Raw genomic sequence first — 18,656 nt, 5'->3', positions numbered from 1 at the left:
ATTTCAGGGCCACTTCGCGGCCCAACGCGGGCAAGCCCGCTCGCCACAAAAGCAGGTTCAAGCCCCGGCTTTCCCGAAATGGCTTAGCGCCACTAATATTTGGCTACTTTTCGTCCAGAATTTGCAGCGCCGCCGGGCGGGACTGATACACTGCGCGACATTTTGTTTTGCAGGCCCGTCCCGTGACCACCATCGCCACCGCGTTTAACTCTTTGCCACTGTCCGCCGCCATGCTGGCTAACCTCGACTCCCTCGGTTATGCCCAGATGACGCCGATCCAGGCGCAAAGCTTGCCGGTGATCCTCAAGGGCATGGACCTGATCGCCCAGGCCAAGACCGGTAGCGGCAAGACCGCCGCCTTCGGCATCGGCCTGCTCAACCCGATCAACCCGCGGTTCTTCGGCTGCCAGGCACTGGTGATCTGCCCGACGCGCGAGCTGGCCGACCAGGTTGCCAAGGAAATCCGCCGCCTGGCCCGCGCCGAAGACAATATCAAGGTGCTGACCCTCTGCGGTGGCGTCGCCCTGGGTCCGCAGATCGCCTCCCTGGAACACGGCACGCACATCATCGTCGGCACTCCAGGGCGTATCCAGCAGCACCTGCGCAAGGGCTCGCTGGTCCTGCACGGCCTCAACACCCTGGTACTCGACGAAGCCGACCGCATGCTCGACATGGGCTTCTACGACGCCATCGAGGAAATCATCGCCCAGCTCCCGGAGCGGCGGCAGACCCTGCTGTTCTCCGCCACCTACCCGGTGAGCATCAAGCAGCTGGCCGCCAAGTTCATGCGTAACCCGCAGCAGGTCAAGGCCGAGGCGATGCACGCCGACAGCCAGATCGAGCAGCGCTTCTACGAGATTTCCCCGGAAGAACGCATGGAAGCGGTGGTCAAGGTGCTCAACCATTTCCGTCCGCAGTCCTGCGTGGCGTTCTGCTTTACCAAGCAGCAGGTCCAGGAAACCGTCGACCACCTGACCGCCAAGGGCGTGTCCGCCGTCGCGCTGCACGGCGACCTTGAGCAACGCGACCGCGACCAGGTCCTGGCGATGTTCGCCAACCGCAGCATCTCGGTGCTGGTGGCCACCGATGTGGCCGCGCGCGGCCTGGATATCGATGCGCTGGACATGGTGATCAACGTCGAACTGGCGCGTGATTCGGAAATGCATATCCACCGCGTCGGCCGTACCGGCCGGGCGGGCGAGACCGGCCTGGCGATCAGCCTGGTGGCGCCGTCCGAGAGCCTGCGCGCGCGGGCCATCGAGGAAGTGCAGAAATCGCCGTTGAACTGGGACCAGCTCGACAACCTCAAGTCCCAGGGCGGTGCTCCGCTGCTACCGGCCATGAGCACCTTGTGCATCAGTGGCGGGCGCAAGGACAAGGTGCGTCCGGGCGACATCCTCGGCGCCCTGACCGGCGACGCCGGGATTCCCGGGACCCAGGTCGGCAAGATCGCGATTTTCGACTTCCAGGCCTATGTGGCGGTGGAGCGCGGTGTCGCCAAGCAGGCCTTGCAACGCCTGAACGACGGCAAGATCAAGGGCCGTTCGCTGCGCGTGCGGATTCTCTGAAACGGATCGGCATCCTGGGATCGCACTGATCCACGGTGGGAATGTCGCGGGTGTAGCTGATGGCGCTTTTTGTGGGAGCGGAGCTCGCCCGCGAATGGGCCCTTGAGGCCACCAAAGGCTTCGCGGGCAAGCTCCGCTCCCACGGGTTTAGTGCTGTTCTGAGATCTCTATTGTTTCAAGTGCCGCGCGGAAGATCGCTGCTGTATTTGCAAGACCGCGCTCCCCCCGACCTGAATTCCCGAGGACATCGTTGTGCCCGTTACTGAAGTTGTGATCATCGGCGCTGGCGCCGCCGGCTTGATGTGTGCCTTTACCGCCGCCGCCCGCGGGCGCCAGGTGATGCTGATCGACCACGCCAACAAGGCCGGCAAGAAAATCCTGATGTCCGGCGGCGGTCGCTGCAACTTCACCAATATGTACACCGAGCCCGGCAACTTCCTCTCGCAAAACCCGCATTTCTGCAAGTCGGCCCTGGCCCGCTATACCCAGTGGGATTTCATCGCGATGGTGGCCAAGCATGGCGTGCCCTATCACGAGAAAAAGCTCGGCCAGCTATTCTGCGACAACAAGTCCAGCGACATCCTCGGCATGCTTCTGGACGAATGCGACCAGGCCGGCGTCAGCCTGCACCTGGACACCGCCATCCAGCACATCGAAAAGCTGGAAAACGGCTACCTGCTGCAAACCACCCTCGGCCAGATCACCTGCCAGTCGCTGGTGATCGCCACCGGCGGCCTGTCGATCCCGACCCTGGGCGCGACCGGTTTCGGTTATCAGGTGGCCAGGCAGTTCGGTCACCAGGTGTTACCGACCCGCGCGGGCTTGGTGCCGTTCACCATTACCGATCAACTCAAGGCGCTCTGCAGCGAGCTCTCCGGGACTTCGGTGGATTGCCTGGTGAGCTGCAACGAGCAGAGTTTCCGGGAAAATATCCTGTTCACTCACCGCGGACTCAGCGGCCCGGCGATTCTGCAGATTTCCTCGTTCTGGAATCCCGGCGATACCCTGCACGTCAACCTGCTGCCGGACCACGACGCCCTCGACTGGCTGCAACGACAACAGGCCGAACGCCCCAACAGCGAACTGAAAACCCTGTTGGGCGAGTTGTTCACCAAGAAGATGGCCAACCTCCTGGCCGAGCACTGGTTCGTCTCCAAGCCGATGAAGCAATACACCCCGGCGGAACTGGCCGAGGTCGCGCAGAAGCTCGGCGACTGGCGCCTGGTGCCGGCCGGCACGGAAGGCTACCGCACCGCCGAAGTGACCCTGGGCGGAGTCGATACCCGGGAAGTCTCGTCGAAGACCATGGAATCGCTGAAAAGCCCCGGCCTGTATTTCATTGGCGAAGTGCTGGATGTCAGTGGTCACCTGGGTGGTTTCAATTTCCAGTGGGCCTGGGCCTCGGGATATGCGGCGGCACAATTCGCCTGATCATTGCGGGTGTTTCAGGCACTGCGGCAGCGTAGATACACCGCGTTATCGTTCATCGCCGGCAAGCCGGCGCCCACAGGTTCAGCATCGATTGCAGATGGTGCGCACGACACGGACATTGTGGGAGCCGGCTTGCCAGCGACGGTGCCCGAATGGGCAATACAAGACACAATTACCCGCCCACAAGGTTGATTGCCGGCCACATCCAGGGACAATCCTCGATCACGGAACAAATTTTGCTGTAGACCTGTGTGGCGCCATTGCAATGCCGCCCGTCTACCCATCATTCTGATCAACCGCTTGGCAGGCTCTCACTCCTTCATGGCATCGACCTCGTTCAACCAATCACTGCGCCGCCTCTGGGCCCTGGACAAATTCAGCTATAGCGTTCGGGTGTTTATCGCCCTGACCGGCATCATGACCCTGTGCTGGTTGCAGAACGAGATGAAGCTCCTGATCCCGCTGTTCCTCGGGGTCATCGCCAGCGCCCTGGCCGAGACCGACGACAGTTGGCAGGGCCGCCTCAACGCCTTGGCGGTGACGCTGGTGTGCTTCAGCATCGCGGCGTTCTCGGTCGAACTGCTATTCCCTTACCCATGGCTGTTCGTCTGCGCCATGGCCCTGGCGGCCTTCGCCCTGACCATGCTCGGTGCCCTGGGCGAGCGCTATGGCGCCATTGCCTCGGCGACTCTGATCCTCTCGGTCTACACCATGATCGGCGTCGACCAGCGTGGCGGCGAAGTCGCCAACCTCTGGCACGAGCCGGTGCTGCTGGTGACCGGCGCGGCCTGGTACGGCATGCTCTCGGTGCTCTGGCAGGCGATGTTCTCCAACCAGCCGGTGCAACAGAGCCTGGCCAAGCTGTTCCGCGAACTGGGCTACTACCTCAAGCTCAAGTCCTCGCTGTTCGAACCGATCCGCCAACTGGACGTCGAAGCCCGGCGCCTGGAACTGGCGCGGCAGAACGGCAAGGTGGTGGCGGCGCTCAACACCGCCAAGGAAATCATTCTGCACCGGGTCGGCAATGGGCGACCGGGATCGAAGGTCAGCCGCTACCTGAAGCTGTACTTCCTGGCCCAGGACATCCACGAGCGCGCCAGCTCCTCACACTATCCCTACAATGCGCTGGCCGAGGCGTTCTTTCACAGCGACGTGCTGTTCCGCTGCCAGCGCCTGCTGCGTGAGCAAGGCAAGGCCTGCCAGGCCCTGGCCGCGTCGATCCAGCTGCGCCAGCCGTTCATCTACGATGCCAGCTTCACCGAAGCCCTGGGCGACCTGCACGCCTCCCTGGAGCACCTGCGCATCCAGAGCAACCCGGCCTGGCGCGGCCTGCTGCGTTCGCTGCGGGCACTGGCGGCCAACCTGGGTACCCTCGACCGCCTGCTGAGCGACGCAAGCAACCCCGACAGCCTCGCCGACGCCACCGACAGCAGCCTGCTGGACCGTTCGCCGCGCAACCTCAAGGACGTCTGGACGCGCCTGCGTACCCAACTGACACCGACCTCGCTGCTGTTCCGCCACGCCCTGCGCCTGCCGCTGGCCCTGAGCATCGGCTATGGCATGGTGCACCTGGTGCATCCGTCCCAGGGCTACTGGATCATCCTCACCACCCTGTTCGTCTGCCAGCCGAGCTACGGCGCCACCCGGCGCAAACTGGGCCAGCGGATCATCGGCACGGCCATCGGCCTGACTGCCGCCTGGGCACTCTTCGACCTGTTCCCGAGCCCCTTGATCCAGGCCTTGTTCACCATTGCCGCCGGGGTGGTGTTCTTTATCAACCGCACAACCCGCTACACCCTGGCGACCGCCGCCATGACCTTGACGGTGCTGTTCTGCTTCAATCAGGTGGGCGATGGCTACGGCCTGTTCCTGCCGCGCCTGCTCGACACCCTGCTCGGCGCCCTGATCGCCGGCCTCGCGGTCTTCCTGTTCTTGCCGGACTGGCAAGGCCGCCGCCTGAACAAGGTGCTGGCCAACACCCTGAGCTGCAACAGCCTGTACCTGCGCCAGATCATGCGCCAGTACGCCCAGGGCAAGAGCGACGACCTCGCCTACCGCCTGGCCCGACGCAACGCCCACAACGCCGACGCGGCGCTATCGACCACCCTGGCAAACATGCTGATGGAGCCTGGGCATTTCCGTAAGGAAGCCGACGTCGGCTTCCGCTTCCTGGTGCTCTCGCACACCTTGCTCAGCTACCTTTCGGGGCTCGGCGCGCACCGCGACAACCAGTTGCCGGAGGCTGTGCGCGAGCATCTGCTGGAGGGGGCCGGCGCTAAATTGGCGGCGAGTATCGAAGAGATTGCCATGGGCCTGGCGAACAAGACGCCCATCACCATTCAAAGCGATGCCGAAGAAGCCCTGGCCAGCGAGTTGGAACAGATGCCGGATGAGATCGACGAGATCCAAAGGTTGGTGCAGACCCAGTTGGCACTGATCTGCCGGCAGTTGGGGCCGTTACGCACCCTGGCGGCGCACTTGATCAAGGAGCCGGAGGAAAACTGAGTCCCGACCGTGGCGAGACCTTGAAAGTTTACATCCCGTGCAGCTTGAGCATTCGCGCATAGCTGCCGTCGGCCTTCATCGCCGCGATCTCGCGGTCGAACCCGGCGACAATCTGCGCATGCTGCGGGTTTTTCAGGCTGACCAGGATATGCAGGCTGTTCTCGCTCAGCGGCTTGGGTAGAAACTCCACGGCATTGCGCACCCGTGGCGCCTCGCTCTTGAGGTAGTAGCGCGCCACATACTCGTCTTCCAGGGTCAGCTTCACCCGGTCCGCCGCCAGCATGCGCACGGCCATGGCGAAGTTATGCACCGGGATCTTCTGCAACTGCGCATCGCTGTCAAACTCGGCGCTGTAGGCATAGTCGCGCACCACCGCAATCGGCAGATCGTGCAACTGCCGCAGGTTGTCGTACTCGATGGCCGACTCCTTGCGCTTGAGAAACAGCACGCGATTGACCAGGTACTCCGCCGAGAACTGCCCCAGCAGGGTGCGCTCGTCGCTGTACCAGGCATTGATCAGCACGTCATAGCGCCCTTCGCCGAGGCCCTTGAGCGCCCGGGCCCAGGGTACCTGTTCGAAGTCGCTGGCATAGCCGGCGCGCGCCAGCGCGGTACTGACGATATCGGTGGCCAAGCCGCCATTGACCAGCGTGGCATCGGTAAACGGCGGCCAGGCATCGGCCACCAAACGCAGCCTGTCCGCGGCAGAGCCCTGTGAAATCAGCAGCAATCCAAGCAACACAAAAGCTTGATGCAATCGCGGCATGCTAAAGATCCTTAGCGGGCACATAAGCCCAGCACAGTTAGCCAAAGCCCGAGGAGCTCGTCTGAAAACAACCGGCTTCATCCCTGGTCCTAACATTAGCTCATCCAAGCCATCGCAAAAGCATGGCCCAGCAGATTACACAAAGAGGACAATACCGAGCAAAATGAATGATTGTGAGTAGCCACTACCCAGCCGCAATGCCCGCTCGAAACACCCTGCAAGGAACCTTCCAGCTCCGCCTCGGCAGGGTAAAAAAATCCCGGGTTGGCGAGCGCTGACAACCCGCCTAGTATCGATATCAAGTGATTGAACCCAGAGGCGAGCATGACAATCGACTGGCTCTGCAAACAGCATGACGACCTGAGCAGGGAGCAGTTGTACAGCATCCTGCAACTGCGAACCGAAGTCTTCGTGGTCGAGCAGAAATGTCCCTACCAGGAAGTCGACGGACGCGATCTGGAGGGCGACACCTGCCATCTGATGGCCTGGCGAGATGATCGACTGGTGGCCTATGCACGTCTGCTCGACCCGATTTCCCAGGGCGGCGACGTGGTGATCGGGAGGGTGGTCATCGCCCCCGAAGCCCGTGGCCAGGGACTGGGGCACGAGCTGATGGTTCAGGCCTTGAGACACGCCGGAAAGCTCTGGCCCGAGGTGCCGATCTACCTGTCGGCCCAGGCGCATTTGCAGGCTTATTACGGGCGCCATGGGTTTGCGGTAGTGGGTGAGGTCTATCTGGAAGATGATATCCCGCACATCGGTATGCGCAGAGCCTGAGATTTTCCGGCGCCCTCCAGGGCCTCTTCGCGAACAAACCCTGCCCCCACAATCTCCGGCTAATGCTCAGCTATCAAGTACACCAGGGAACCTGTGGGAGCAGAGCTTGCTCGCGAAGGCGGCCTGGAGATCGCCAAAAGTTTCGTGGACGAGCCCTGCTCCCACGTGCGCCTTCAGGGATAACCCAGCACATCCTTGATCTGCTGCACATGGCGAGCGATCCAGCTTTTATCAATGGCGCCCCAACTGCGAATCCGGTACTGCCCGGCATGATTGCGAGCGCCGTCTTCCTGCTCGAACTCACAAACGATATCCAGGTCCGCCAGGGCCAGGATCGTATCCTGTGCCGTGCGACGCGGCATGCCGGTGACTTCGGTCAAGGTCGGAACGCTGCTGGCCACCCCACTATCAATCAGCCAGGCCACATACAGACGGCGGTAGAAACTGCTCTTGGTCTTGCTGACGTCCATCCGGTAGTCCTTATCGTTGATCTTCCGCCGATGCCTCTATCCAAGCGCGTAACCGGCGCCTACAGCTGTCCAGACTTGCCCTGAAGATCGCGCCAGGTCAGGTACACCCGCAGGTCGAACTCCAACTGCTGATAACCGGGCTGCATGTATTCGCACAGCTGGTAGAACGCCTTGTTGTGATCACTTTCCTTGAGGTGCGCCAGTTCGTGCACCACGATCATTTTCAGAAACTGCGGCGCCGCTTCCTTGAACAGCGAAGCGATGCGGATTTCTTTCTTGGCCTTGAGCTTGCCGCCCTGGACCCGCGAGATCGCGGTGTGCAGGCCAAGGGCACGATGGGTCAGGTCCAAGCGGTTATCGAAGAGCACCTTGTCGATGGCCGGCGCATTGCGTAAATGTTCCTGCTTCAGCGCCAACGCATAGCCGTACAGCGCCTTATCGCTCTGCACCGCATGCCGCTCCGGGTAACGCTGGCGCAGGTAGTCGCCCAGAGAGTCCCGGGCAATCATCTGACGGACCTGTTCCTGCAAGGACGAGGGATAAGCCTGAAGGTATTTCAGCACAGTCATGACAGGCCTTACGTACACCCAAAAAAGGCCAGTGTAGCGAATTCATGCCGACAACGCGCTCCAGTCGAACGCCGAGCCGAAGCTGGTGGCGTCCTTGGCTGTCAGCGGTCGGGCCACCAGGAACCCCTGGACCAGCGGACAACCGTTGGCCTTGAGCCACTGCCACTGCTCCACGGTTTCCACTCCCTCGGCAATCACCAGCAAACCAAATTGCCGGCACAGATCGATCACACTGCGCGCCAATGCCGCATCCCGAGGTGAATCGAGGATCTTGGCGATCAACTGCCGGTCGAGCTTGAGCGTGTCCAACTCAAGGTCGCGCAGGTGGTTCAGCGAGCAATGTCCCGAACCGAAGTCATCCAGGGCCACGCGCACACCCTGGGCGCGGATCCGCCGCAGTTGCTTGCGCGAAGCCTCGTAGTCCTGCATCAACGCCGCCTCGGTCACTTCGACTTCCAACTGGTGCGAGCGCAGGTCATGACGTTCAAGCACCTCCTGCAACTCGTCCGCCAGGTTCGGCATGCTGAACTGCGTGGCGCTCAGGCTCACGCTCAGCACCAGGTCATCGGCGAACACACCGTTCCAGGCATGCCGCTGGGTCGCCGCCTGGCGATAGATCCAACTGCCCAGCCGACTGATCAACCGCACCTCTTCCAGCAACGGCAGGAACAACCCCGGCGGCACATCGCCGACACTCGGGTGGTGCCAGCGCAGCAGCGCCTCGAACCCCCGCAAACGGCCGTCCGCCAGCGACACCTGCGGCTGATAGACCATCTTGAATTCCTTGCCCTCGATCGCCGAGCGGACGCTTTCCTCCAGCATCAGGCGCGAACGGGCGCGGCCGTTCATCTCGTGATCGTAGTAGCGATACTGCTGGCGGCCGGCGCGCTTGGCCTCGTACATGGCGATGTCCGCCGCCCGCAGCAGGCCATCGAGGTTGGCACCGCAATCCGGATAGGTGGCGATGCCGATACTGACCCCCAGCGTCATTTCCATGCCGTCGATCTGCTGGCGGATCGACACCCGCTCGATCAGCCGCTCAGCGACTTTCGCCGCCTGCTCGGGGCGATCCAGGTTGAGCAAGGTGGTGAACTCGTCGCCGCCCATGCGCGCCAGGATGTCGAAGGGGTTGAGACAGGATTTCAACTGTTCCGACACCCAGCGCAGCACCCGGTCGCCGGCTTCATGGCCGAGAGAATCGTTGACCCGCTTGAAACCATCGAGGTCCAGGTACATCAGCACCAGGGACTGCTCCGTGCTGTCGCTGCGGCGCAAGGTATTTTCCGCTGTCTGGTAGAAGCCTCGGCGATTGAGCAAGCCGGTCAGCGGGTCGGTCACCGCCTGGAACTCCAGTTGCTGGTGCAGATGACGCACCACCGACATGTCCAGCACCGTCACCACCATGGCCTTCTGGTCCGCGGGCAACGGCGCGCAGGACAAGGCCACCGGTAGCATCTGCTCCTGGCTGGTGCGCAAGTAGGCATCATGCAGCCGATAGGTTTCGCCCTTGCGGTATTCCTCGTACAGCGGCGAGGCCTGCCACTCGGGGAAATGCGGGGTTTGCAGAAAATCCAGGAACGGGCGACCCGCCAAGGACTCCAGAGATACATTGAGCAACCGTGAAATCGCCGGATTGGCGAAACGGATCGTGCCGTCTTCATTGACCACCAGAATGCCTTCGGCGGCATTCTCCAGCACCGAGGCATTGAACGCCCGGGCGGCTTCCAGATCGCGACTCAGGGATTGCAAGGCCCGACGGTTGCGCTGCTGTTCCAGCAACGCCTGGACCTTGGGCCTGAGGATGTCGGGATTGAAGGGTTTGAACAGATAATCCACCGCACCACTGGCATAGCCCTTGATCACGGCGTCCTGGGACTGTTCATTGGCGGTGAGGAAAATAATCGGCGTCAGGCGCGTACGCTGGCTGCCGCGCATCAGGCGGGCCACTTCGAAACCGTCCATCCCAGGCATCTGTACATCCAGCAGCACCAGGTCGATTTCATGCTCCAGCAACAACGTCAACGCCTCAATACCGGAGGCGGCAGTCACCACCTGCCAATCCTGACGTTCCAGCAAAGCACGCATGCTGATCAGATTTTCAGGGTAATCATCAACGACCAGAAGGACGGAACTACCATCACCAGGTGTCTGTTGCACGCAATCCATGCTGCTTCTCTTGTTCGGGGAACTCCACCGGCCATCAAAGGAAAACCGGAATAAACTTAACGACTACTCTAGACCGGGATTGTGCATAGCGTAGTGAGCAATAGGCCATCATCCAGGCACGGCCACGATCTCCCGACTAACGGTCGGTGACCACTACGGCGACGCGGCTCGGAAAACGCCTCCAGCCCGCGAGCCCGCGTCGTACCACGGTGACGACCGTCAATACGACCGGTCAGCGTTATGAGGTCCTGTATTGTGCAATTGGTTCAATTTCGTAGATTTCATCGAAGCGCACCGTGTTATACAAACCGAACTCTCCATGATATGTCAGCGTTCGGTGCGTCCAGTCGATACCGCACAATTCACCGCGTTCGGACTCCACTTGCGCGCCGTGCAGCCTCCCACGCAGGTTGATTTTTTGTTTGCGCTTGAAATACTTCAGATATTCAGGCCCGTTGCCAGCTCCCTCTTCGTCCATAGTGAGACCCTTTTTATCAGTTATCGGGTCTTTATCGTGTTAACTCACCCGCCGAAAAACAACTGTCATAAATAACAGGTGTTTATATCGCTTTACTATAAAATTCTGGCACGATCATTCTAAAATCGCCACGCACACCCGCACCCGTCGGCGGATTGACGTCAACCGTTCGACGGATCGCTGTTAACAAACGATCATTCAACCGTTATAAAGAACGCTGGAAGCGCGAGCTAAAGCGGTCTATCTGAGTTATTCCCAGACTGAGTCGCCATCCCGTGTACAAGCTGTTTGCAGGGAAGGAAGCAACATGATTGACCTGACAACATGGAACCTCAGCGTTCCCACCGGCACCCCGCCGGCGACAATCGACACCCCCAAACTGGTACAGGGCTTCAAGGATCAATACTTTCACTCGGATACTGGCACTTTGTTCTTCTGGTCGCCGGTCACCGGGTCCAAGACTGAAAACGCCATCTACCCGCGCAGCGAGTTACGCGAAACCTGGTCCGATGGCCGGCTGCGCAACTGGTTGTACAGCGAGGCCAACAACTACCTGCGCGCCACCCTGGCGGTAAACCAGGTGCCCTCATCGGGCAAGATCGTCATCGGCCAGATCCACGCGTACAACAGCACCCAGCCGATGCTCAAGGTCGAGTACCAGTACAAGGAGAGTCGCAAGACCGGGATCATCGTGGTGAAGATCCGCAACCACCCCGACGACAAGGAAAGCCGGGTGATTCAGATCGCCGACAATGTGCCATTGGACAAGGCCTTCACCTACGTAATCCACCTGAGTCGTGGCGGCTACCTGAGCGTGCACGCCGCCGATGCCTCCTGGTACACCCAGATCAGCACCACCTGGCGCGACAAACCGCTGTATTTCAAGGCGGGGGTTTATGTGCAGGACAACACTGGCTATACCAGCGAGGGCGGGATGGTGACCTTCTACAAGCTGAATATTGACCATGTGAAGAGCTGAGACCGGCCAGTCATACGGCTCATTGAGCCCGAACACTTACCCTGTGGGAGCGGAGCTTGCCCGCGAAGGGGGCCCTGAGACTGCTAAAATCTTCGCGGACAATCGAACGTCGACCAGCCGCGCCTACCGATTATGTGGCGTTTTCAATAATCCTATTTCCTTAGTTGAGCGGCATTGGGGCTTGCCCGCTCGCGCCCCCCTAAACTTCACCGACTATTTAAAACACAGCTTTATATTTTAAAGTACTACTCAGTATTCGAAAACCGTCTATAAACCTGTCATTTCTGACAGTAGACCGGTCTATGGAGTCTCGCCAACATGCTCAGCAACTGAGCATCAACTCTATGTTTTCACCTGGTATTTGTCCCCTCGCGGCGCCACGTCTGAAACAGTGTCAATCCATTGCGCGGCATACCCGTGCTACGCAATACAAAAGGAGAGCTGTTACAATGAAAAGCAAAACTACTTCTGGTGAGAATAGCCCCGCTGAACAGACACCTCGGGGCGCCCCTGGCCCGGCTATAGTAATCGAGCGCGGAATTTATAAAATCTATACACTCTTATCTTCAATCCCCCCAAAGCTTATTAATATGTCTCCAAGAGAAAATAGTGACTACTCCTACGACGTCAGACTGCTTGGCGGCAATGAAGAGCCCGAATCCAAGTGGCAACTTAGCTATTCCGCTGTCGATTTTTCGTGCCTATTTTCAAACGAAAAAATGAAAGCCCGAGCGCTCGAGGCTGTAAATGGCAACGTCGTTGCTGGACCCGTTCCAGCCAGTAATTGGAGGCAGAGTTTCCAATGGTTTTTGAAGGACGCAGGAAGGATAGGAAACTTCGATTATTTCTATATCGAAAATATGCATACTGGTAACGTGATGGAAGTGAGGGGATCGAGCACAGTGGACGGTACCAAGATCATCGACTCCCCTTATGGAGGAACGACAAACCAGAAATTTAGATTTATAAAAGTAGATAACCTCCCAACGCAAGACCACAGTCAGAGTGAAACTTTATTCAAAGTGAAGAATGCCGATTAGCGGGTAACCGGGGCATCGCCGGATAAGATGCGCCGGCTGCGGGCGGTGTTTGTCCTTCCCCTGTTCATCGGGTGTAGACGCATGTGAGGCCCCTCACGACGGTTAGTGCCCCCGCTATTGAGACTCGTACCAAGACGACGCATAACCTGGGACGACCTGTCAGAATTTTACACTGTCATCCGCAGGGCATTTCCTAGAAAATCGTAATTGCCCCTAAGCGGCTTGCGCCCTTGAATTCTTCGCGTCTAGTCTTCGTTCACCACTGCCTATCAGTAGCCGGATGTGGAAGTCCGAAGCACAGAAAAGTACACGGACGCTCAAATACGAATATGACTGTTCGTTCGTGTCATGGCGGCTGTGCGCGGGGTACCTTCGGGTGCGCCGGGGTTTTCTGTGGCCCGGTCTTCCACACCTGCGTACAGCTGCCACCTTTTTGCGTGGAAGTGAGAACCGGCAGCCTCTTGTTATCCACAGGAAGCCACGAATCATGAAAAAGCTCGTCCCCGATCCACCCATCAACTACACCCGCCAGCGCATCACCACAATCCTCAAGGAGACCAGCGAGGCTTTGCTGCAAGTGGTGCGGGACAGCAAGCGCCCCCCTGCTGGAAAGCCTGCCCTCCACCGGCCTGAGCAGCTTCGGTTGCCTCGATGGGGAAAACCACCCGCTGTTTGCGGTGCGCCCCGGTATCAGTGCCGAAGAAGCATTGCAGCATGTTTCGCTGTTACTGATTGGCGCGGAAGAAATCTCCGATGAAATCACCGAGGCCAGCGGCATCGAGCGCGGCCTGACCGGTTCCATGGTCCGCTCGGTGGCAATGGCCCGGGCGGTGGTGGATGCGCTGCTGGAAGGCGCAGCCATACGGTCGGCGTAAAGCGTCAAAACAAAACTAGAAGGGCTAATGTCCGTCAGCAAATAATGTGAGGCCGAACCGGACCTTGTGGCGAGCGGGCTTGCCCGCGCTGGGGTGCGAAGCGCCCCCAGAACCTGTAATCACGGTGTATCAGACATACCCGGGACTATGGTTTTACGGCTGCTGCGCAGCCGAACGCGGGCAAGCCCGCTCGCCACACCTCTACTTCACTTCTGCACCTCTTCATCTCTTCACCTATGCACTTCTGCACTTCTGCACTTCTGCGGTCATACGGCCGACGTAAAGCCTCAAAACAGAACTAGAAGGGCTAATGTCCGTCAGCAAATAAAATGTGAGGCCGAACCGGACCTTGTGGCGAGCGGGCTTGCCCGCGCTGGGGTGCGCAGCGCCCCCAAAACCTGCGATCACGGTGTATCAGACATACCTGGGACTATGGTTTTACGGCTGCTGCGCAGCCGAACGCGGGCAAGCCCGCTCGCCACACCTCTGCAACTCCTGCACTCCTGCACCTCTGCACCTCTGCAACTCCTGCACTCCTGCACTCCTGCACCTCTGCAACTCCTGCACTCCTGCACTCCTGCACTCCTGCACTCCTGCACTCCTGCACCTCTGCACAACGAATGGGATCTGTAATACACGGTAAACCTTCCACCCCTTCCACCGTCGTGTGTGCTGCTAGCGTAAGTAGCATCTCCTCCAGCAAAGAGAGTGCAACGGATTGCCTCGACATCCCGACTCACATCGCCTGCGTATCGGTCGATACTCCGAACCCGGTCGCGCCTACTTGATCACGGCAGTGGTGCATAAACGATTACCGCTATTTGCCAATTGGCAGTTGGCGCGTTTGCTCGTCGCCGAAATGAGGAGAGCCCATGAGCAAGGCTGGGTGGAGTCCATGGCCTGGGTGATCATGCCGGATCACTTCCATTGGCTGTTTCAACTGCACCATAGCCATCTCTCACGGGTTATTGGCAGCATCAAATCCCGCAGTACCCTGACCATCAATCGGGCGACTCATGGTTGTGGCCGTTTCTGGCAAAGCGGTTATCACGACAGAGCCATTCGTGATGGCGAAGATTTGCGCAACACGGCTCGATACATAGTCGCCAACCCTCTACGTGCGGGCCTGGTCAAACAGATTGGAGACTACCCGCTGTGGGATGCCATTTGGCTTTGAAGCAAGAGCCTGGACCGGTGGTGAGTGGGCTTTTTCTAATGCCATTCAGCATAAGGAAGCCTGAGGTCGGACACAGTCCTGTGGCGAGCGGGCTTGTCGGAACATCGCACCGCCGCTCAGGGGGGGGCCAAGCGCCCCCAAAAAACTGCAAGCACCATGTGTCAGACATAACGGAACTTTGATTTTACGGCTGCTGCGCAGCCGAACGCGGGCAAGCCCGCTCGCCACACCTCTGCTTCATTTCTGCACCGCCTCACCTATGCATCTATGCATCTATGCATCTATGCATCTATGCATCTATGCATCTATGCATCTATGCATCTATGCACTTCTGCGGTCATACGGCCGACGTAAAGCCTCAAAACAGAACTAGAAGGGCTAATGTCCGTCAGCAAATAACATGTGAGGCCGAACCGGACCTTGTGGCGAGCGGGCTTGCCCGCGTTGGGGTGCGAAGCGCCCCCAAAACCTGCAATCACGGTGTATCAGATATACCCAGGACTATGATTTTACGGCTGCTGCGCAGCCGAACGCGGGCAAGCCCGCTCGCCACAATGAGAACTGCGTTCGAACCGGAAGACCGAGATACCCCTTAATCTGGGACTCCAGTGGTGTCTATTGAAATGCATCTTCCCATATGGCGAGCGGGCCGGCCCGCGTCAGGAACACTCCTTGCGCCTTGACTCTCGCCCACAAAAAACCCGCATCGCTGCGGGTTTTTCATAACGCTGCCAGTCTTAGTTGACCTTGGCGTTCAACTCACCCTTCAAGTAACGCTGGAACATCGCTTCCAGGGAGATCGGCTTGATCTTCGAAGCGTTGCCGGCAGTACCGAAAGCCTCGTAACGGGCGATACACACGTCACGCATGGCCGTCACGGTGGCACCGAAAAACTTGCGCGGGTCGAACTCGCTCGGGTTGGTGGCCATCAGGCGACGCATGGCACCCGTGGACGCCAGGCGCAGGTCGGTGTCGATATTGACCTTGCGCACGCCGTGCTTGATACCTTCGACAATTTCCTCAACCGGTACGCCGTAGGTTTCCTTGATGTCGCCACCGTACTGGTTGATGATCGCCAACCACTCTTGTGGCACCGACGAGGAACCATGCATCACCAGGTGAGTGTTGGGGATGCGCTTGTGGATTTCCTTGATCCGGTCGATCGCCAGCACGTCGCCGGTAGGCGGCTTGGTGAATTTGTAGGCGCCGTGGCTGGTGCCGATGGCGATGGCCAGGGCGTCGACCTGGGTCTTCTTGACGAAGTCCGCGGCTTCTTCCGGGTCGGTCAGCATCTGGCTGTGATCGAGTACGCCTTCAGCACCGATGCCGTCTTCTTCACCGGCCATGCCGGTTTCCAGCGAACCCAGGCAACCCAGCTCGCCCTCAACCGAAACGCCGCAAGCGTGAGCCATGGCCACGGTCTGTTGGGTAACCCGGACGTTGTATTCGTAGTCGGTCGGGGTCTTGCCGTCTTCGCCAAGGGAACCGTCCATCATCACCGAGCTGAAACCCAGTTGGATGGAGCGCTGGCAGACGTCCGGACTGGTGCCGTGGTCCTGGTGCATGCACACCGGGATATGCGGGAATTCTTCGATAGCGGCCAGGATCAGGTGCCGCAGGAACGGCGCGCCGGCGTATTTGCGCGCACCGGCCGAAGCCTGGACGATCACCGGGGAGTCGGTCTTGTCAGCGGCTTCCATGATGGCGCGCATCTGCTCAAGGTTGTTGACGTTGAAGGCTGGAACGCCGTAGCCGAATTCGGCTGCGTGGTCCAACATCTGGCGCATGCTGATAAGTGCCATTATGTGTGTCTCTCCCGGTCGAGGGTCGTTAATCGTGCAAGCCTGCCGGAGCGGCGGCTGCTATTCAAGTCATTGCAGATCGGGGGCTACCCCTGCCTGCGGATGTAGGGGTGAGCTTGCTCGCGATGGTGGCTCAGGCACTGCGGGGTATCAGGTACCCCGCGTTATCGTTGACGTCCATCGCGAGCAAGCTCGCTCCTACAGGGGACCGCGCTCAGCCGTTAACGCGCCTTGCAGGCCCGGCCGATCAAATCATTGGTGGCAACCCAGTAAACCAGGCCTTCCTCACCTTTTTTGTGAAACGCCAAGACGTTGTCGCTGTACAACACACCGCTGTCGACGGCACCGGCCTCGGGCTTGAGGCGATACACCTGGTCGGCGTTACCCAGGCGTACGTCGACCACCTGCTGCGCAGTGTCGACATAACGCCAGAGCACTTCGGCCTGGCTGTCACAGGTCCAGTGCGTCCAGTTGTCCGCCGGGGCCGACGCCTGATTGAAGGTGGCACTGAAGGCGGCGCAGCCACCCAGTGCTACCAGTGAAACAAGGGCGATAAAGCCTTTCATGCCGGTTCCTCGACTGACGACCGCTGGCCGCCAGCACTGCCTGTAGTGAATCTGACCCGTCAAGGACAGCCCCGTTCCCGGGTCCCGGACGAGGTGTCGTATTTTTCCAACCCGTCCGGCCCCAGGCGCTTGTTGATCACCGGGGCGGTTTCCGCCTGCCAGTCGGCCTGGTCGCACCCCCTCGGGGCGCGCTCTGCCGCCGGCCCGGCCGTGGGCTTGCCAGCACAACCGGCCAGCAAACCCACCAGGATCAGCAACGTTAACAACGGCTTGACCATCTGAACACTCCCTGTCAAAGGCCGATGCCGACTCAGGCCTTGGCGCGGCTTTCCAGCACTTCCACGGCCGGCAGTACCTTGCCTTCGACGAATTCGAGGAAGGCGCCACCGCCGGTGGAAATGTAGGAGATATCCTTGGCAACGCCATACTTGTCGATGGCCGCCAGGGTGTCGCCACCACCGGCAATGGAAAACGCCGAGCTGTCGGCGATAGCTTGAGCCAGGACTTTAGTGCCGTTACCGAACTGGTCGAATTCGAACACACCGACCGGACCGTTCCACAGGATGGTCTTCGACGATTTCAGCAGTTCGGCGAAGTGCGCGGCGGTCTGCGGGCCGATGTCGAGGATCATGTCGTCAGCGGCGACGTCGGCGATCAGTTTCACGGTGGCGACGGCGCTCTCGGCGAACTCCTTGGCCACCACTACGTCAACCGGCAGCGGCACGCTGACCTTGGCCGCGATGGCACGGGCAGTGTCCAGCAGGTCCGGCTCATAGAGGGACTTGCCCACTGGATGACCGGCAGCGGCCAGGAAGGTGTTGGCAATGCCACCGCCGACGATCAGTTGATCGCAGATCTGGCTCAGGCTGTTGAGTACGTCGAGCTTGGTCGACACCTTGGAGCCGGCAACGATGGCGGCCATCGGCTGGGCCGGCGCGCCCAGGGCCTTGCCCAGGGCTTCCAGTTCGGCGGCCAGCAGCGGGCCGGCGGCGGCGACCTTGGCAAACTTGGCCACGCCATGGGTCGAACCCTCGGCACGGTGCGCGGTACCGAAGGCGTCCATCACGAACACGTCGCACAGGGCGGCGTATTGCTTGGCCAATTCGTCGGCGTTCTTTTTCTCGCCCTTGTTGAAGCGCACGTTTTCGAACAGCACGACGTCGCCGGCCTTGACCTCGACACCGTTCAGGTAATCGGCCACCAGCGGCACTTCGCGGCCCAGGGCCTTGCTCAGGTAGTCGGCTACCGGTTTGAGGCTGTTCTCGGCCGAGAACTCGCCTTCGGTCGGACGGCCCAGGTGCGAGCAGATCATGACTGCCGCGCCTTTTTCCAGGGCCAGCTTGATGGTCGGCAGCGAAGCCAGGATACGCGCATCGCTGGTGACAACACCGTCCTTGACGGGAACGTTGAGGTCTTCGCGGATCAGTACGCGCTTACCTTGCAGATCGAGGTCGGTCATCTTCAACACGGTCATGGGTCGCAATCTC

General features: G+C 60.0%; 17 protein-coding genes. 8 read left to right on the top strand and 9 right to left on the bottom strand.

The window, feature by feature from the left end:
• The first annotated feature begins 230 nt into the window (after nucleotides 1-230).
• The 3 genes from dbpA (at nucleotide 231) to yccS (ending at nucleotide 5,504) form a co-directional block, all read left to right on the top strand.
• Entirely contained in the window at nucleotides 231-1,568 is a 1,338-nt protein-coding gene (gene dbpA, locus PFEN_RS26230) for an ATP-dependent RNA helicase DbpA (RefSeq protein ID WP_263596645.1), read from the top strand.
• Nucleotides 1,569-1,820: 252 nt separating this feature from the next.
• Nucleotides 1,821-2,999: an NAD(P)/FAD-dependent oxidoreductase gene (locus PFEN_RS26225; protein ID WP_191489509.1), complete on the top strand. Its 1,179-nt coding sequence runs from the start codon at nucleotides 1,821-1,823 to the stop codon at nucleotides 2,997-2,999.
• 321 nt (nucleotides 3,000-3,320) lie between these two features.
• Nucleotides 3,321-5,504: a YccS family putative transporter gene (gene yccS, locus PFEN_RS26220; protein WP_191489508.1), complete on the top strand. Its 2,184-nt coding sequence runs from the start codon at nucleotides 3,321-3,323 to the stop codon at nucleotides 5,502-5,504.
• A 28-nt stretch (nucleotides 5,505-5,532) separates the two neighbouring features.
• Here the strand turns inward: yccS and PFEN_RS26215 are convergent, their stop codons facing one another.
• Nucleotides 5,533-6,270: a substrate-binding periplasmic protein gene (locus tag PFEN_RS26215; RefSeq protein WP_191489507.1), complete on the bottom strand. Its 738-nt coding sequence runs from the start codon at nucleotides 6,268-6,270 to the stop codon at nucleotides 5,533-5,535.
• A gap of 324 nt (nucleotides 6,271-6,594) precedes the next feature.
• Here PFEN_RS26215 and PFEN_RS26210 point away from each other — a divergent pair, with 324 nt between their 5' ends.
• A complete protein-coding gene (locus tag PFEN_RS26210; protein ID WP_191489506.1) occupies nucleotides 6,595-7,047 on the top strand; it encodes a GNAT family N-acetyltransferase in 453 nt (150 codons plus the stop codon).
• A gap of 173 nt (nucleotides 7,048-7,220) precedes the next feature.
• Here PFEN_RS26210 and PFEN_RS26205 read toward each other — a convergent pair whose 3' ends face one another.
• The 4 genes from PFEN_RS26205 to PFEN_RS26190 all read right to left on the bottom strand — a co-directional run bounded on the left by PFEN_RS26205 (nucleotide 7,221) and on the right by PFEN_RS26190 (nucleotide 10,730).
• A complete protein-coding gene (locus PFEN_RS26205; RefSeq protein WP_191489505.1) occupies nucleotides 7,221-7,517 on the bottom strand; it encodes a winged helix-turn-helix domain-containing protein in 297 nt (98 codons plus the stop codon).
• Nucleotides 7,518-7,576: 59 nt separating this feature from the next.
• Complete coding sequence (locus tag PFEN_RS26200) at nucleotides 7,577-8,086, bottom strand: M48 family metallopeptidase (RefSeq protein ID WP_191489504.1); 510 nt, start codon at nucleotides 8,084-8,086, stop codon at nucleotides 7,577-7,579.
• Between the two features lie 42 nt (nucleotides 8,087-8,128).
• Entirely contained in the window at nucleotides 8,129-10,252 is a 2,124-nt protein-coding gene (locus PFEN_RS26195; protein ID WP_191489503.1) for a putative bifunctional diguanylate cyclase/phosphodiesterase, read from the bottom strand.
• 238 nt (nucleotides 10,253-10,490) lie between these two features.
• The gene (locus PFEN_RS26190) at nucleotides 10,491-10,730 is read right to left on the bottom strand and encodes a hypothetical protein (RefSeq protein ID WP_191489502.1); all 240 of its coding nucleotides are present in this window, start codon (nucleotides 10,728-10,730) and stop codon (nucleotides 10,491-10,493) included.
• A 307-nt stretch (nucleotides 10,731-11,037) separates the two neighbouring features.
• Between PFEN_RS26190 and PFEN_RS26185 the strand changes: the two genes are divergently transcribed.
• The 4 genes from PFEN_RS26185 to PFEN_RS26170 all read left to right on the top strand — a co-directional run bounded on the left by PFEN_RS26185 (nucleotide 11,038) and on the right by PFEN_RS26170 (nucleotide 14,801).
• On the top strand, nucleotides 11,038-11,709 hold the full coding sequence (locus PFEN_RS26185) for a polysaccharide lyase family 7 protein (protein WP_191489501.1): 672 nt from the start codon (nucleotides 11,038-11,040) through the stop codon (nucleotides 11,707-11,709).
• 449 nt (nucleotides 11,710-12,158) lie between these two features.
• Nucleotides 12,159-12,749: an RICIN domain-containing protein gene (locus PFEN_RS26180; protein ID WP_191489500.1), complete on the top strand. Its 591-nt coding sequence runs from the start codon at nucleotides 12,159-12,161 to the stop codon at nucleotides 12,747-12,749.
• A gap of 677 nt (nucleotides 12,750-13,426) precedes the next feature.
• On the top strand, nucleotides 13,427-13,624 hold the full coding sequence (locus tag PFEN_RS31680; protein WP_412071483.1) for a hypothetical protein: 198 nt from the start codon (nucleotides 13,427-13,429) through the stop codon (nucleotides 13,622-13,624).
• Nucleotides 13,625-14,342: 718 nt separating this feature from the next.
• The gene (locus PFEN_RS26170) at nucleotides 14,343-14,801 is read left to right on the top strand and encodes an REP-associated tyrosine transposase (protein ID WP_191489499.1); all 459 of its coding nucleotides are present in this window, start codon (nucleotides 14,343-14,345) and stop codon (nucleotides 14,799-14,801) included.
• A gap of 737 nt (nucleotides 14,802-15,538) precedes the next feature.
• Here the strand turns inward: PFEN_RS26170 and fba are convergent.
• The 4 genes from fba to PFEN_RS26150 form a co-directional block, all read right to left on the bottom strand.
• Nucleotides 15,539-16,603 carry a class II fructose-bisphosphate aldolase gene (gene fba / locus PFEN_RS26165; RefSeq protein ID WP_191489498.1) on the bottom strand — a complete coding sequence of 355 codons (1,065 nt, stop codon included), beginning with the start codon at nucleotides 16,601-16,603 and terminating at the stop codon, nucleotides 15,539-15,541.
• Nucleotides 16,604-16,824: 221 nt separating this feature from the next.
• Nucleotides 16,825-17,169 carry an MliC family protein gene (locus PFEN_RS26160; protein WP_191489497.1) on the bottom strand — a complete coding sequence of 115 codons (345 nt, stop codon included), beginning with the start codon at nucleotides 17,167-17,169 and terminating at the stop codon, nucleotides 16,825-16,827.
• A 59-nt stretch (nucleotides 17,170-17,228) separates the two neighbouring features.
• Nucleotides 17,229-17,447: a hypothetical protein gene (locus PFEN_RS26155; protein ID WP_191489496.1), complete on the bottom strand. Its 219-nt coding sequence runs from the start codon at nucleotides 17,445-17,447 to the stop codon at nucleotides 17,229-17,231.
• Between the two features lie 32 nt (nucleotides 17,448-17,479).
• Nucleotides 17,480-18,643: a phosphoglycerate kinase gene (locus tag PFEN_RS26150; protein WP_191489495.1), complete on the bottom strand. Its 1,164-nt coding sequence runs from the start codon at nucleotides 18,641-18,643 to the stop codon at nucleotides 17,480-17,482.
• Nucleotides 18,644-18,656: the final 13 nt, after the last annotated feature.

This window comes from Pseudomonas sp. FEN, from assembly GCF_904067045.1.
GTDB lineage: Bacteria > Pseudomonadota > Gammaproteobacteria > Pseudomonadales > Pseudomonadaceae > Aquipseudomonas.
The sequence above is the reverse complement of the archived record's forward strand: the minus strand, read 5'-3'. Positions and strand labels throughout refer to the sequence as shown.